This window comes from Halobacterium sp. KA-4 (assembly GCF_021028995.1).
GTDB lineage: Archaea > Halobacteriota > Halobacteria > Halobacteriales > Halobacteriaceae > Halobacterium.
Map to the genome: position 1 here is coordinate 23,529 of NZ_JAJJZG010000025.1, position 14,934 is coordinate 38,462.

Annotated in this window: 13 protein-coding genes; 3 read left to right on the top strand and 10 right to left on the bottom strand. The window is 54.0% G+C overall.

The window, feature by feature from the left end; all coding sequences use genetic code 11:
- Positions 1-263: 263 nt before the first annotated feature.
- The 8 genes from araA to LPA44_RS16480 all read right to left on the bottom strand — a co-directional run bounded on the left by araA (position 264) and on the right by LPA44_RS16480 (position 10,139).
- Positions 264-1,784 carry an L-arabinose isomerase gene (gene araA, locus LPA44_RS16445; RefSeq protein WP_230890584.1) on the bottom strand — a complete coding sequence of 507 codons (1,521 nt, stop codon included), beginning with the start codon at positions 1,782-1,784 and terminating at the stop codon, positions 264-266.
- 864 nt (positions 1,785-2,648) lie between these two features.
- Positions 2,649-3,392 (bottom strand): class I fructose-bisphosphate aldolase, encoded by a 744-nt coding sequence (locus tag LPA44_RS16450; RefSeq protein ID WP_230890585.1) that lies wholly within the window; start codon positions 3,390-3,392, stop codon positions 2,649-2,651.
- Between the two features lie 82 nt (positions 3,393-3,474).
- On the bottom strand, positions 3,475-4,617 hold the full coding sequence (locus tag LPA44_RS16455; RefSeq protein ID WP_230890586.1) for a PfkB family carbohydrate kinase: 1,143 nt from the start codon (positions 4,615-4,617) through the stop codon (positions 3,475-3,477).
- Positions 4,618-4,749: 132 nt separating this feature from the next.
- Positions 4,750-5,856, bottom strand: coding sequence for an ABC transporter ATP-binding protein (locus LPA44_RS16460; RefSeq protein WP_230890587.1), 1,107 nt, complete (start codon positions 5,854-5,856; stop codon positions 4,750-4,752).
- A 7-nt stretch (positions 5,857-5,863) separates the two neighbouring features.
- A complete protein-coding gene (locus LPA44_RS16465; RefSeq protein ID WP_230890588.1) occupies positions 5,864-6,700 on the bottom strand; it encodes a carbohydrate ABC transporter permease in 837 nt (278 codons plus the stop codon).
- Entirely contained in the window at positions 6,700-7,551 is an 852-nt protein-coding gene (locus LPA44_RS16470; protein WP_230890589.1) for a carbohydrate ABC transporter permease, read from the bottom strand. The genes LPA44_RS16465 and LPA44_RS16470 overlap by 1 nt, the downstream gene beginning before the upstream one ends.
- Before the next feature lie 317 nt (positions 7,552-7,868).
- Positions 7,869-9,497 carry an extracellular solute-binding protein gene (locus LPA44_RS16475; protein WP_230890590.1) on the bottom strand — a complete coding sequence of 543 codons (1,629 nt, stop codon included), beginning with the start codon at positions 9,495-9,497 and terminating at the stop codon, positions 7,869-7,871.
- 60 nt (positions 9,498-9,557) lie between these two features.
- Positions 9,558-10,139, bottom strand: coding sequence for an IS6 family transposase (locus tag LPA44_RS16480; protein ID WP_230890591.1), 582 nt, complete (start codon positions 10,137-10,139; stop codon positions 9,558-9,560).
- Between the two features lie 214 nt (positions 10,140-10,353).
- On the opposite strand from LPA44_RS16480, the gene LPA44_RS16485 reads away from it, so the two are divergent.
- On the top strand, positions 10,354-11,031 hold the full coding sequence (locus LPA44_RS16485) for an IS6 family transposase (protein ID WP_230890592.1): 678 nt from the start codon (positions 10,354-10,356) through the stop codon (positions 11,029-11,031).
- 38 nt (positions 11,032-11,069) lie between these two features.
- Here LPA44_RS16485 and LPA44_RS16490 read toward each other — a convergent pair whose 3' ends face one another.
- Positions 11,070-11,831: an IclR family transcriptional regulator gene (locus tag LPA44_RS16490; RefSeq protein ID WP_230890593.1), complete on the bottom strand. Its 762-nt coding sequence runs from the start codon at positions 11,829-11,831 to the stop codon at positions 11,070-11,072.
- Between the two features lie 130 nt (positions 11,832-11,961).
- On the opposite strand from LPA44_RS16490, the gene LPA44_RS16495 reads away from it, so the two are divergent.
- Positions 11,962-13,137: a mandelate racemase/muconate lactonizing enzyme family protein gene (locus tag LPA44_RS16495; protein WP_230890594.1), complete on the top strand. Its 1,176-nt coding sequence runs from the start codon at positions 11,962-11,964 to the stop codon at positions 13,135-13,137.
- Positions 13,138-13,556: 419 nt separating this feature from the next.
- Positions 13,557-14,426: a fumarylacetoacetate hydrolase family protein gene (locus LPA44_RS16500; RefSeq protein WP_230890595.1), complete on the top strand. Its 870-nt coding sequence runs from the start codon at positions 13,557-13,559 to the stop codon at positions 14,424-14,426.
- A 150-nt stretch (positions 14,427-14,576) separates the two neighbouring features.
- Here the strand turns inward: LPA44_RS16500 and LPA44_RS16505 are convergent.
- On the bottom strand, positions 14,577-14,934 hold a 358-nt coding region (locus tag LPA44_RS16505), incomplete at its 5' end, for an IS66 family transposase (RefSeq protein ID WP_230890596.1).

The window sequence follows — 14,934 nt, forward strand, 5'->3', positions numbered from 1 at the left end:
AACTACCGTGTTGAATAGTGGACTCCGGGCTATGTGAGACGACAGGGTTTTGGAATCACCATGATCAGCATTTGAAACACTGAGTCAAATTGTACTCCTTCGGGAAGACGCACCTATACAACATAGCTCATTGTGAAGGTGGTTACTCAGATATAGACAAGCACCCGTTGAAACGGACTCTGCCCTTCTCAGTGTCCACCATCCAGGAGACAACCATCACAGGCAGTCTGAGACCACACTAGACCCGTCAGTTATCCCTACAATCACTCAGATAACTTGTGAAATGCCTCGCTGTATTTCAGTTCTGTTTCGAAGGACGCCGCGTCGGTCTCCTCGTCAATAAGTAAGAATTCAAGGCCGGCCATCCTCGCAAAATCGCGGAGGTGGTCCGCACTTACAGACTGGCTGAAGCCAGTATGATGGGCTCCGCCGGCGCGAATCCAAGACTCGATAGCAGTTTCAAAGTCTGGGTCAGGCTCCCAGATTGCGCACGCAACCGGGAGTTCCCGAAGTTCGGCGTCTGGCTCAACTACTTCGACTGTGTTTGCGACAATTCGGAAGCGATCGCCCATATCTACGAGAGATGCATTAACCGCCGATCCGGGTGCCGTATCGAACACCGCGCGTACCGGGTCATCTTTGCCGCCAATGTCGAGAGGGTGAATCTCGAGGCAGGGGGTCCCATCAGCGATGGACTCACATACCTCTAGCATATGTGAGCCTAAGACCTTCTCTTCGCCCGGCGTCAGGTGGTAGGTGTAATGTTCCATCAGAGAAGTCCCCCCCTCCAGTCCGGATCCCATAATTTTCATCGCGCGCGTTAGCAGGGCACTCTTCCAATCTCCCTCCGGGCCGAAACCATAGCCGTCTGCCATCAACCGCTGGACTGCGAGTCCTGGAAGCTGGGTGAGACCGGTTAGATTCTGGAAATTTGTTGTGAAGGCATTGAAATTACCTTCTTCAAGGAACGCCCGAAGGCCTAACTCGATGGCTGCTGCTTCGCGTAGCGACTCGTGCTTCTCATTGCCGGCCTGGAGTGGAGTAGCGAGTTCGTAATTGGACTCGTATTTGGTGACGAGCGCGTCGATGTCCTCCTCGCTAACAGCATCAACGTACTCTACTAAATCGCCTAACCCGTAGCCGCTCACGGTACAGCCAAAGCGCATTTTCGCAGAGACTTTATCACCCTCAGTAACAGCGACCTCCCGCATGTTGTCCCCGAATCGCGCGATCTTTGCGCCCTGAATGCCGGCCAACGCACACGCGGCCCGGGCCCACCTACCGAGTTCCGTTTGGACGCTCTCGTTTGTCCAATGACCCACGACCACCTTCCGCTTAAGACCCATACGTGTCGTGGTGTAGCCGAACTCTCGTCCTCCGTGTGCGGACTGATTCGTGTTCATAAAGTCCATGTCTATCTCTTCCCACGGCAGATCACGATTGTACTGTGTGTGGAAGTGGACGAACGGCTTGTTGAGTGAATTAAGCCCCCGGATCCACATCTGTCCGGGAGAGAAGGTATGCATCCAAATAACGAGGCCGATGCACTCATCGCTTGCGTTGGCCTTTTGGCATACATCCCAAATATCGCTCTCGGAGGCCACAACAGATTTGGGGATGATATCGACAGGAATACTCTCACTGTCCGAAAGGAAAGTGGCAATTTCCTCGGCATGGTTCTCAACCGTCTCTATGACTTTCTCGCCGTACAGGTGCTGGCTTCCGGTTATAAACCAGATCTCAGTATCAGGAAACATACTCATTATTGAGAGAGCTGAACCCATGCGTAAAAAGATACCGCTAGGTCAGAAATATTTAAAGAAGATTTGAAAGGAGGTGCGTAACGTTTTCTGAATGGTATGCCCCGTAATGTTATCCGGAATGGAAGTGCCGACTAGACCAACTTAGATTTTATTGAGCGAGAATCGATACCGTAGCTGCTGGCGATGCTCTGCATTGAGTTGTATCCGATGTATGCTCAGATAAGTACAGTCGTTTTTATGGGCTGTAATGATTGTGGTAATGTTTGTATTATTCAAACCACTCGTGGATGGATGGCCGACTCCCGCCCATGAGTTGTGGAAGCAGCTGACCTCATTCTATGGGTATGAAACTTCTTTTACTCTATCCACCTATATTTGATCCTATTGATGACAACTCGGGACAGATCCACTCTCTGCGAGTTATTCTGTGAATCAGTAAACGTCTCTTACCACTGACGGACTGCTTGATGGCCACGATTAACCTCCAGCCAGTCTAAGACAGCCTCGACTTCACCAAATGACACCTCATCGAATGAAGTCAAACTGCGAAACAACGTATTAGTATGCGTTCATTCTCGAAAACGCCTCGATTCTCCACGTCTAAGCGTTCTCTGAAGTGGTCTACGAATTTTACGAACCTTTTCATTATAACTCCTCAAACTCTCTATACTACACAGAGCCCCTGTAATGGCCTCCTCGCCACCTAACAACGGATGCCGACTTCATTCGCTCACTCCAGATAACTGTCCCGTTCCACAAATGACTACCTTATCTACGTAATATGCCCTATGATGGTCCAATTTTGGCATAGATCACTCGAACAGCGATGTTCTATCTTCTAATCTAATCAACCGTCCATAACTATCTTTCCACGTTCCCCCCGGGCTACGGCCATACGTCATCCACGTTCGCTCCATCGTGGACAACTTCACTGAGGGCACTAATGACCGCCCGAGGATCCTCCTTCTGCCAGATTGAGCGCCCAATCATGATCCCGCTGCCGCCCGCCTCTATTGAATCAGATACCATTCTGAGCAAGTCACGGGTATCACCGGACTTACCGCCGAGCACAGTCACTGGGACCGGGGAGTTAGACGTGATTCGCTTGAAGGTTTCTCGATCGTTTGGATAGGGAATCTTAATGATATCCGCTCCATATTCCCATCCCAGTCGGGCAGCGTTTTCGAGCCACTCGGGATCCGTTCGGTTTTCTTCGGGCGTGTCTCGCCCCCATAAAACCGTCTCGACGATCAACGAGATATCGGTATTCCGAAGCCGTTCAAAGGCCTCGGCGACTGCCCGGATGTTCCGACAGTACATACCCCGATCGTTCCGGCCGAATACGAGAATAATCTTTACCGCGGCGGGCTCGAACTCGGTGATGAAATCTAGGTCAAACGCCGGCTCCCACACATCCTCGTGTTCATCGATTCCCGGGTTCGTTGAGAAAGCGACCACGTCGCCAGTGATTGCAATCGACACGTTCGACTCGTCGAACTCTTCGTCATACTGGCGGACAAGGTGAGGACTGACGAGGACGCCGTCGGGATTCCCTCCGAGGACGGTCCGTAGCGTTTCACGAGGGTCCTTAAACCCGTCTATCGCACCAAACGTCAGCCCGTGGTCCATCGCGACGGTAACCGAGTTACTTGACCGCGAGGCAAATAAAGACATGTGATCAGATGGTAGTCAGGAGAGCAGGGCCTTAATATTATTGGACGGATTCATCAAAGTGCCCCGCGTACCCGTCTACGAACTTCTTTATTTCTGTGTACGTTGGTGCGGTCCCAGTACGAACGAAGCACCCTGCGACGGCGTTACCCAAGACAACTCGGGCAGGAACGGGAAGGTTCTGAATAAGCCCCAACACGAAACCTGCGTTGAAGTGATCGCCCGCGCTAGTTGTCATCGCCGGGGACTCCGTCATCGGGACTGCGACGGTGCTCGTCTCCTCGTCTGTTACCGCGACTGACTTATCGATCCCGTGGCCCACAACCTGATTGATCTCAAGCACGGAGAATGCTTCCTGTGTGGCACGTTCGAGATCAGTTGTTGACGTTCCGGCTAGTACGTACGCCAGCTCCTCAATTTCGGAGCGGTTCCCGCTTAGTATCACAGGTACCTGCTCATTAACAGTCGAAATCAGCTCTGCCCCCTCGCTTGCCTCTGCCTCAGAGAGTCCGCGGATATCGCCCGTGTCAATAAATATCGCCTTAGGTGGGTCTTCCATCCGGTTCCACCGCTGCTCCACAAGATTGTGAAGCACGCGAGGTAGATCGGGGATCAGCGCCCAATACCCGGTACTGAGTACATCCGCGCCATCGATATATCCGGTGAGCCGCTCCGTGGACACCACCTTAGACATCTGCTCCCAGCTCAGATTCACCGAGTCGCCAGGCTCAACGAGGAGAAGCTTCTCCGTATCGAACTCGACAGCATCACAGAAACTCGGTTCCCCCACCGAGATGAGCGTGTGTTCCCCGATGTCTTTGACGAACTCCTTACGGGGCGGGTGCCCGAACGTTCCGACGGCAATGACAGTCAGTCCAAGCTTTCCGAATGCCCGCGAAAGGTGGGGTACGTGGCCACCAATTCGCTTTCCTGTGGTTATCCACTCCTCGGTCATCGATGATCTGGAGGCAAGGGTGTTATCGATGTTCTCTCGAAACTCGCGCAGTGATCGCATCGTAGTGTACGTGTCCGAATTTCTGCGCTCCGAAATTATTTCACGGTTGGTGTCGATGACACCATCAAAGCCGAAAACCACAGATGCATCCCTCGGCTCCGCAGGTAACGCCTGTCGACACGCACAGATCGCGTTGAGAGTCTCCTGTGTCAGCTGTCGTTCTTTCATGGGTTCTATCGGCCGTGTGCTATCCCGGCGACATCTGTGCGTCGTCGCTCAATCGTCTGTTCATACGCACTCAGTGTGATTACTGTATTGGCTCGTCCCTGTTCATATTCCGATTATTTGGGCCGATGGTAGCTAATTGAGGCGGACCGCGGAGTCGTCGTAGCCGTCAAAGAAGTGCAGGTACGTCTCTTCTGTCGTCAAGTATCCATCCTGTCCCTCGGTGAGGATTCCTGTAGGAACGACCGCGACGATCTCCTCGTGATCAGGTGTGATACACCGGATAATGTCCTCGGTTCCCATCTGCTCTATTACTTGAACTGTCACTGGAATTGTGACGTTAAACTCTGCTGGTTCTTCGTCGTACCAGTCAAGATGCTGAGGTCGTATTCCGACCGCCACATCGTTCGACGAACGATCGGCGAGCACACTGACGGAGTTGGAAAGCGTGAACGTCCCGAAGTCAGATGTGAGCGTGACGATCTCGTCAGTTTCGTCAGTGATGACGCATTGGAGTATGTTGATCTGTGGTGAGCCGATGAAGTTCGCGACGAACAGAGAGGAAGGATTGTTGAATATTTCCGAGGGGGTACCGACCTGCCCGATATCCCCTCCATTTAGGACGACAATCTTGTCAGCCATCATCATTGCTTCCTCCTGATCATGGGTGACGTGGATCGTCGTGATGTCTAAGTCATTTTGGAGGCGCTCAATAGAAGACCGAATCTCTCGTTTCATCAACTCATCGAGATCCGAGAGCGGCTCATCGAGTAGGAAAACTTCGGGCTCACGAACGAGCGCACGAGCGATGGCGACACGCTGTTGTTGCCCCCCAGAGAGGTCATTAACTGGCTTCTCCAAGAACTCGTCGCAGTTCGCCAGGTTGGCAACTTCCTCGATCCGCTCCGCGTACTCTGATTCAGGTATGGAGCTGTCCGCATTCAACGCGAATTTGATGTTACCCATCGCGGTGAGGTGGGGGTACAACGCAAGGTCCTGAAACACCATGCTGATCTCGCGATTTTGCGGGGGGGAATCGACTACTGACTTACTACCGAAGCGGATGTCACCACTGGTTGGTGTTTCGAGACCTGCAATCATCCGGAGTAAGGTCGTCTTCCCACATCCACTCGGACCGACGAACACGACAAGTTCGCCGTCCTCCAATTCTAGCGAGACGCTGTTTACCGCAACGATGCTTCCGAACTCTTTCCTAAGGTTGTCAACGTGAACGGATGCCATTATTGTATTATATGTCGCTGAAGCCCAGTGATAGGCCTTGGATGATGTTCTTTCTGAATGTGACCAGAATTAGTACTGGTGGGAGCGCTGCGACGAAGGCGAACGCCATCATTCTGTTCCATACGATTGAGTTCCCTCGCCCTAGAGTCGTGACGATGGTTGTGTAAGGCGTGATGTCTGTTCCGCTGATCATCAACGCAAACAGGAACTCGTTCCACGCGAATACCCACGCAAGCAGTGTGGTGGCGACAAGTCCCTGTTTGACGAGTGGCAGTGCGACTGAAAAGAATGTTCTGATTCTAGAGCTTCCCTCGATGTACGCTGCCTCCTCATAGCTCAGCGGTATTTTATCGAAGAAGTCTCGCATAAGCCACGTGGTTAGTGGCAGGTTGAACGTGAGATATAAGAGTATGAGGCCGAGGTATGTGTCGCTTAGCCCGACCCGGTTCCAGATAAAGAAGATCGGGAGAACGATTGCGATAGGGGGAAACATTCGGGTTGAGAGCAGCCAGAACGCAACATGCTTTCCGGCAAGCTTCTTCCCAAAGCGGGAGAAGCCGTATCCTGCCATCGTCCCGAAGATCATCGCTAGCACCGTCGATCCGACTGCAACAACGAGGCTGTCGATAAGCGCCCCGCGTGCACGGTCGCTCAAGAAAACCCACAAGAACGCATCTAGGCGCAGTTGCTTGGGATAAAGCGTCGGTATCTCCGTTCCGATCAAGGCCATCGGTTTTAGCGCCGTGTTTAGGGTCCAGTAGATCGGGAATGCGCTGAACAGTGCAAACGCTGCCAACACGGCCCAGCTCAAATACGTGAATGTTCGGGAAGAGACTCTGGCCATCAGATACTCACCTCCGAACTCTGAATGTAACGCCAGAAAGCCATCATAATCAGAGTCGCCCCAAGACCCAATATCCATGTCATCGCCGCCGCACGGCCGATGTTGAACACGTTGAATCCTACCACGTAGGCGTAGTATGTGGGGAGCTCGGTTGCTGAGCCTGGGCCACCGGAGGTCATAATGAACAGCTTGTCGAAAAGCTTGTACAGGTCCATGAAGCGCAGCAGCCCCGCAACGACTAGGAGGCTCCTAAGTTGGGGGTAAGTGATGTATCGGAACTTCATCCAGCGCGATGCGTCCTCAATCTGCGCGGCATTGTACATGCTCTCCGATAGCCCAACACGGCCGCCATAGACAATGATTAACGGTAACCCTACCCACTGCCACGTATCCGCGATCAGGAGCGAAGTAAGCCCGAGCCATCGTGATCCGAGCCATTGGACCGCGGGCAGGCCAAGAATCTGTAGGATTCCATTAACGGCTCCTGAGGATGAGAACAGAAGGGTCCAGATGTTTCCGGCAATGATGGGTGCAAACATCATCGGAGTGGTGAACAGAACAAGTGCGGAGATTTTCACTAATTGGCTTTTGACGGCGTTGTGGAGTGCAAGTGCGAGTATCGTCCCGAGTGCCACCTGGAAAATGACCCCGCCGACTCCGTAATAAAGGAAGTTCACGACGGAGTCCCAGAAGCGCGGGTTAGTCAGTACCCACACATAGTTATCGATTCCTGTCCAGCGCGGCACTGGGTTGATACTACTTGGGTTCCATAGATGGAAACTCAACCACATCGACCACAGCATCGGCACGATGGTGACAAAGAAGACAGTGAGCACCGTGGGAAGAATCATCAGGAGACCGAACCCACGGTCCGAAAGTGACCGCGGTGACCATGATGACAACCTTTCACCAAATGCGTCTGTCTCTAAGTTCATACTTGTGAGCCGTTGATTTGTATAGTATTGGTCATAGCACTGTAACACACATTTTTGATGTCCTAAATAAGTGTTTTGATTTACTGATCCTCTTATTCACCCCCTATTTAGTTTCGTTACACCATGATGAGTGCATATTGGCAACCATTGCGAAATTCCGTCAGCGGCCAACGAATCTGGAGATACTCGACTGGCGACCGGAATTAGGGATGCTGGGGATTTTTAGCTTGAGTTCACAGGTATCCAAGTTTCTCCGCCGAGTTAAGGAAGTCTTGGTAATACTTTGTCTGCTGATCTCGTCCGAGACGGTCCAAGGTCTTCTCCCACTCGTCCGCAGTATCGTTGAGAGCCTTTGTCGGAGATTTCTGCCCCGCAAGGGCCCTCTGCACGTTTAGCGCGAGGGGCTCGATGTACGAGCGGGCACCGGGCCAGTACGGCTGTGGGAATCCAATCGACATATTCGCCTGCGCTGCTTCAAGGTGCTGTTTTGCGTTTTCAAGATTATCCCAGACTGCGGGATTACTGTCGAATCCAGGACCAGAGTCAGGGCGCAGCGGGTTTGGCTTGGTGAATTGCTTGGCTGCTTTCTCGGTATAATGTTGATCCATATATGGGTCGTTTCCGAGGTAAGGATCCGCGATGCCATAGATACTGAGATCCTGATGGCTCTCGCGCATGGCCGCATAGAAGGCTGCCTCCTTGATATCTTGGTTCTTATCCTTCGGGATTCCCCATAGGCGGCCAGAAGCCATGCAAGCACGGTGGCGGATATCTCCACTTTCAGTCTCGTATCCCGGCAATTTCGCGGATGCCTGATCACCAACAACGGGATAATCGCCGCGAGCGGTGAATTCGGGTAGGTCAAGCCACCACTGACACATAACGACGTTGCCCTGCTGCCATTGGTTGATCGTCTCCGGGATACCGAATTGTTCGGTCCCGGCAGGAGAGTAGTCAACGCACTCAACCATGTCTTGGAGTGCCTCAATGGCGGAATCTGAGTTGATATCAGGATTCATGTCCTCATCAAAGTAGAGGACCCCATTGGACGCTGCTCGAGACATGAAGTATCCAAAAGTGAATGGACGATTTCCGTACAACATCGTCCCGTGGACACCCTCTGCGTTTTCCTCGAAGTATTGTGCGACTTGATTGAATTCTTTCCAAGTCTTGGGTACCCGGAGCTCCTGTCCCGTCTGTTCCCGGTAGCGTCGTTGATGCTCCTCGTCCTCGAAATACGAGGGACGATAGTGGAGTTCAAGAAGATCGCCGTCAATCGGGATACCTAGCGTCTTTCCATCCCACTTCGTATAGAACTCGCGGAATGGGTCAAGGATACCATCATCCCACGATTTGGTCCGATCGTACTTAGCGATGTAGTCGTCGAGCGGCTCAAGTACATCCCGTACTCCATAGGATCCAATATAGATTGGTGATACTTGGACAAGATCCCATGGAACCTTTCCCTGTTGGGTGAATGCAGACTGAATTCTCTCGTTCGTGTTCCCCTGCTCGTACAACACGCCGTCAGTGAATGAGAGGCCAGCTTCCTCGTTCAACTTCTCCTCCCAAATTCGAAAGTGGGGGCCGCTTGATGCATCACAAATCCACGACAAGTCACGGGTGTCTGCGAAGCGGTCCGAGTTCAACGGATTCGCGAGAGATGAGGTGTTATCTTCTCCCGAATTGGAGGTGCTGTCGTCGCCGGAGGGCCCCCCACCACTTCCACCGGAACAGCCCGCGGTGAACACGCCGGCACCGGCTGCAAGCCCACCACCAAGGTACTTCATCGCCTGCCGACGGTTCATTCCGAATGGGTATTCCTGCTCCTTATCTTCATCTGGCCTAGTCGGATCTGACATAACCAAATCACCATTTCCCCCTATTTATAATAAATGTTTGGGACGATACGGTGGTATTGTTCAGATTAGCCGATTCCATGCGAAGGCAAAGGTTTGCAACCATGTTTCCGCAGAGTCAGCAGTTGCGTGGTGGAAGTGGTTGGCGAACTGTTCAGTGCGACGTTTCAGTTCCTTAAACACGCGTTCGACGGCATTTCGGTTCCCATGAGTGACGTGTTGGAATCGGAGCCCAAGCTCGAAGAGTGCAGCTTTGTGCCACGGTGCACCATCAACCAGAAACACGGCATTTTTGACGCGATGTTTCTCGCGGAGTTCCGCCAGAAATTGTTTTGTCAAGACGATTGTTCGGGTTTGAAAGAGCCTGACGTGCAGGAATTCGTTGGTTTCGGGATCGACTGCGGCGTACAGCCAGTAGCCCAGACCGTTGAGTTGAATCACGGTTTCGTCGATCGCAACGTGATTCGGGTTCTTGTCGGAATTGGGCTGTAGACCGGCTTCCTGTACCCAATTGTGAACAGTTGAACGAGCGCGTTCGACACCGAACTCAGCGAGGCCACTAATGGTATCCGAGAGTGATAAGCCGGCAGTATGGGGTCCGATACGCAAGTTTATCGCGACCTCCGATGTCGCTTCTCGCTTCACAAACGCTCACTCGAAGCAGTCGCTACCTCCGTTGAGCGGGCGATTTCTGGCATGGATCACTAGAACCTCACGCCTCACCATTCATCCTCCCTGAATATCGACAGGTTATCAATAAGTCATTAATGCCTCATCAGATTGAGAGTATTGATACCGGGGCACTGTCTAGTTGAGTTAGTTTGAGAAGTGAGCAGGTCGTTGAGTAACTTGTTCAGAGATGCTCGCAGACCTGCTCAGCGAGAGCTATGAACCGGATTTAGAAGAAACTTGGGAGAACGAGCGGACGGCGACACCCGTTAGGGCGTTCGCCGTCCGCCTTCACCAGACCGGTTGTTCGCTTCGAGAAACAACAACGATCTTAGCGGAATTAGGCGTTGAACGCTCTCATGGGGCGGTTTGGAACTGGGTGCATCGGCTGTCTGACAGCGGACGCGACCCGCCTGAGGCGCAGCCGAAGCGGGTCGCCGTTGACGAGACTGCTGTCAAGATTAACGGTGAGTGGTCTTGGCTGTATGCTGCAATAGACATCGACACAAAGTTAATCCTCGATGTCGCGTTATTCGGACGACATGGCACCGATCCGGCGGCGGCGTTCCTCGCTGGCCTCCGCGAGAAACATGATCTCTCAGAGGCTGAGTTTCTCGTCGATCAGTTCGGCTATCGGACTGCCTTTGCTCGATTAGGGTTGAGCGGTCGGGTCAACTATACCGATCGAAACCTGATCGAAAAGTGGTTTCACACGCTCAAAATGCGGGTCGACCGCTTCCATAACTCGTGGGTGGGCAGTCGATCGAGCGTTCGAGAGTGGCTTGAACAGTTTATGCATTACTACAACCGCCACAGACCGCACCAAGCTCTCGATGGAAAAACACCGATCGAGGTGGTCCAGAACTAGACAGTGCCGATACCGGTATACGATTTCCGAGCAACGACCTATCGGTATTTCAAATTAACCTCAATGACGTTCGCAGTGCGTAACACGAGATCGGGGATCTCCTCGTGGAACCGTTCCTCTTGCATGCCACTCTTCGGGCCGGAGACGCTGACCGCGCCGAGCACCTGGCCGTCTTCGCCGGTAATCGCTACGCCTACGCAACGCACGCCCGGAATCCGTTCCTCGTCGTCGATGGCATATCCGCATTCGCGGCACTCCTCAATTTCCTCGAAGAGTCGGTCGCGGTCGGTGACAGTGTGCTCGGTGACTTCCGGGAGGCCATGCTCGTCGAGTATCGCGTGAATCTCCTCGTCAGGGTACTCCGCCAGAATCGCCTTCCCCGCGGATGTCGTCGAGAGGTGGACATGCTTGCCGACGTGCGTGTCCAGCTGGAACGCGTCCTCGCCTTCGGCTTTCGCATAGAATACCGCCTTACCGCACTGCTCTACAACCAGATTCGCGTGCTCGCCCGTCTGATGGGCGATTTTCTGTATCTCCGGCTCGGCCACGTCGTAGATGGGGTCCTGTTTGCGGGCGAAGCCACCGACTTCGAGGAACCGAGCACCCACTTGATAGCCGTCGTCGTCGCTGGTCACGAACCCTTCATTCTCCAGCGTACGGAGGTGGTCGAACACCGTGCTCGTCGGGAGGTCGAGGTGGTCAGCGAGCTCGGAAACGCCGGTGCACCCCAGTTCCTGGAGCGCCTCGATGATGGTCACTGTGGTCTGCACAGAACCAATCGGCGCGTCGTGTGTTGCCATACCTCCTCTGTTCGTACGAGCCCATATAGATTTTCCGCCGATAGCGGAACGAAGCCGTCGAAGGCAGCGGCCTCGGTGGCGCTGCTACATGAATATATTTAATACACTCCTCTCAGACCAATAGTTTGCAATGTCGGACGTTAGCATCACCGGCGTCGAGACCTATCTCGTCGCGAACCCGTGGAAACCGTGGGTGTTCGTCGAACTCGAGACGGACGCTGGCGTGACCGGGATCGCGGAGGCGACGACGCACGACAAGCCACGTACTGTTGCGAAAGCCATCGACGAGATGTCGAACTTCTTCATCGGACGGGACCCCTTCGACACCGAGTCGCTCTGGTTGGAGATGTACCGTGACGAGTGGTTCTCCAAGAACGTCATCAACACCACCGTTGTCTCGGCCATCGATATGGCGTGTTGGGACATCAAGGGGAAAGTCCTCGACGAGCCCGTCTACGACCTCCTCGGTGGCCCGGTCCACGGCACCGAACTTCGCGCGTACGCGAACGGCTGGTACACAGACACCGATGGTGAGCCCGAGGGGTTCGCCGAAGCCGCCGAACGCGTCGTCGACGACGGCTACGACGCGATGAAGTTCGACCCGTTCGGAACCGCGTGGCAGTCCATGAGCCGCAAGGACCAAAACCACGCCGTCGACATCGTACGCGCGGTCCGCGAAGCGGTCGGTCCCGACGTCGACCTGCTCATCGAGTGCCACGGCCGCTTCTCCGCCGGACAGGCGGTCGAAATCGCGCGTGAGCTCGACGAATTCAACCCGACTTGGTTCGAAGAGCCGTGCCCGCCGGACTCGATCAACAGTCTCGCGGAGGTATCGCGCAAGTCCCCAATTCCGGTGGCGACCGGCGAACGCCACATGACCAAACACGACTTCTACGAACTGGTCACGCGGACTGACGTCGACGTCCTCCAGCCGGACTTGATGAACACCGGTGGCATCACCGAAGGGAAGAAGATCGCCGGCCTCGCGGAGGCCGACCACGTCGACATCGCACCCCACAACCCACAGGGTCCGGTGGCTGGCGCGATCTACGGACACTTCTGCACGTCTATTCCGAACTTCCGTATTCAGGAGATGTTCCAGACGTACGACGTCGACTGGGTCGACAACCTCCTGAAGGAGCCCCTCGAAGTCGAGGACGGCTACATGCAGATTCCCGAGGGCCCGGGCTACGGGATCGAACTCGACCACGACGTCATCGAGGAGCACGCCTACACTGAGGACAAGGTCCACACAATCGATCTCTGGGAGAAGGATTGGGAGAAGCGCGCCGTCGAGAAGCGCTAACTCCATCCCGTTCCGTTCCAACGCGTCTGTCCCCACCTGGGTTGATTCCCGTGATCGACCCACCTCCGACCCTGTTCAACTCTCAGAGACAGCTACGTCTACGTTTTCTCGTTCCGCGTGTACACGGACTCCTGTTACCTGCTGGTGCGAGAATTCGGCAGGCGACGATGGTTATTCACCGACACACATCGCGTCCCACTCAGTCGAAATGATATCCCGTGCAGGCGCCACCTTACACTGGTGTTTCCGGCAGTACCGGAAGGATTGTACGGCGGTTTTCGGCAGTGGGTCCGACGTTTCGGCTATACTTTACACAACTACACGTGTAATTCTACTCTTGGCATTCTTCCGGCATAGCCGGAAAAATCCAAAAATCCGACACACAAAGATATATATCGGTCGATGATGCACGTGAGGACATGCGATACTATCGCATCCAGAGAGACGAGAGTATATCGCTTATCGCAGAGGATGGCGACGGTGCATACAACCTGACTGCATCAGAACACGCGCCGACTTCGTTCATGGAGCTGGCCGACGCCGCGTCGCTCACCGATCAGAGCGTTGACGACGTCGCGCGGCGGCATCTAGACGACGCCTCGAACGTCAACTTGGAAACCATCCACGAACACCTGATTCGGCCCATCGATCCCGACGAGGTCTGGGGGGCGGGCGTCACGTACGCCATCAGTCAGGAATCCCGCGAGGGAGAGGGGGGCCTCGAAGAAGCGTACATCGGCGCGTACGAGGGCGACCGACCAGAAGTCTATTTCAAGGCGACGCCGACGCGGACCGTCGGTCCGAACGAGGCCGTGGGTATCCGGGGTGACTCTGATTGGGACGTGCCAGAACCGGAGTTCACGATGATTCTCCACGACGGAGACATCGTCGGCTACACAGTTGGCAACGATGTCTGTAGTCGGGACATCGAGCGTGACAACCTCCTCTACCTCCCACAAAGCAAGATCTACGACAAGAGTTGTGCCATCGGCCCTTGTGTGGTGACGGAGGAGACAATCGGCGACCCCCACGACGTCGAGATGACACTGACTATCGAACGTGATGGCGATGTCGCGTTTACCGAGAGCACGTCGACGAGCCAGATGGTCCGGACGTGCGATGAACTTGCGGAGTACTTCCGCCGGTATAACTTCGTTCCTGAGTCGACAGCGCTTCTGACAGGGACATCCATCATTCCTCCTGATGACTTCACACTTGAACAGGGCGATCTCGTTAGCATCGAAATAGAGAATATTGGGACACTAAAGAATCCGGTTGAGCAACTATAGCGACTAATAACGAGACGGTATAGAGACGCTGATTTCATCTCCTTCTTAAAATATATCTTATGATCTATAATTGTAATATAAGTAATTTTGCTGGTTTCACGACCACATGAACATGGAAATCATCATTTAGGATTGATCTAAGGTACGTGTTTACCCCGAGGACGCAACAGCGGGTACAGCCTGCGCTCGTGAAATCATCTCGTTGTTTCGAGCGATTCGCTTGAACTCTTCGTAGGGATTGCGTCCCTGCTGGCGGCACGTCGCCAGCAGGGACAGCAGCGTCTCATGCACAAACATGCCGCGGTCGTTGCGGAGCGTTCCGATGAGCTTCCGGAGAACCACTGGCTCACGGAGCGCATTTTCAGCGGCGTTGTTCGTTGAGGAGACCGCTGGCTCACCGATGAAGGTGAGCCAGTGGTCGAGGCCTCCTTCGATCTTGCCGAGTAGTGTTGCCACTGGTCCGTCGGGAACTGACCGCTCTATCAGCGATTCAAGCTCTCTTCGCGCC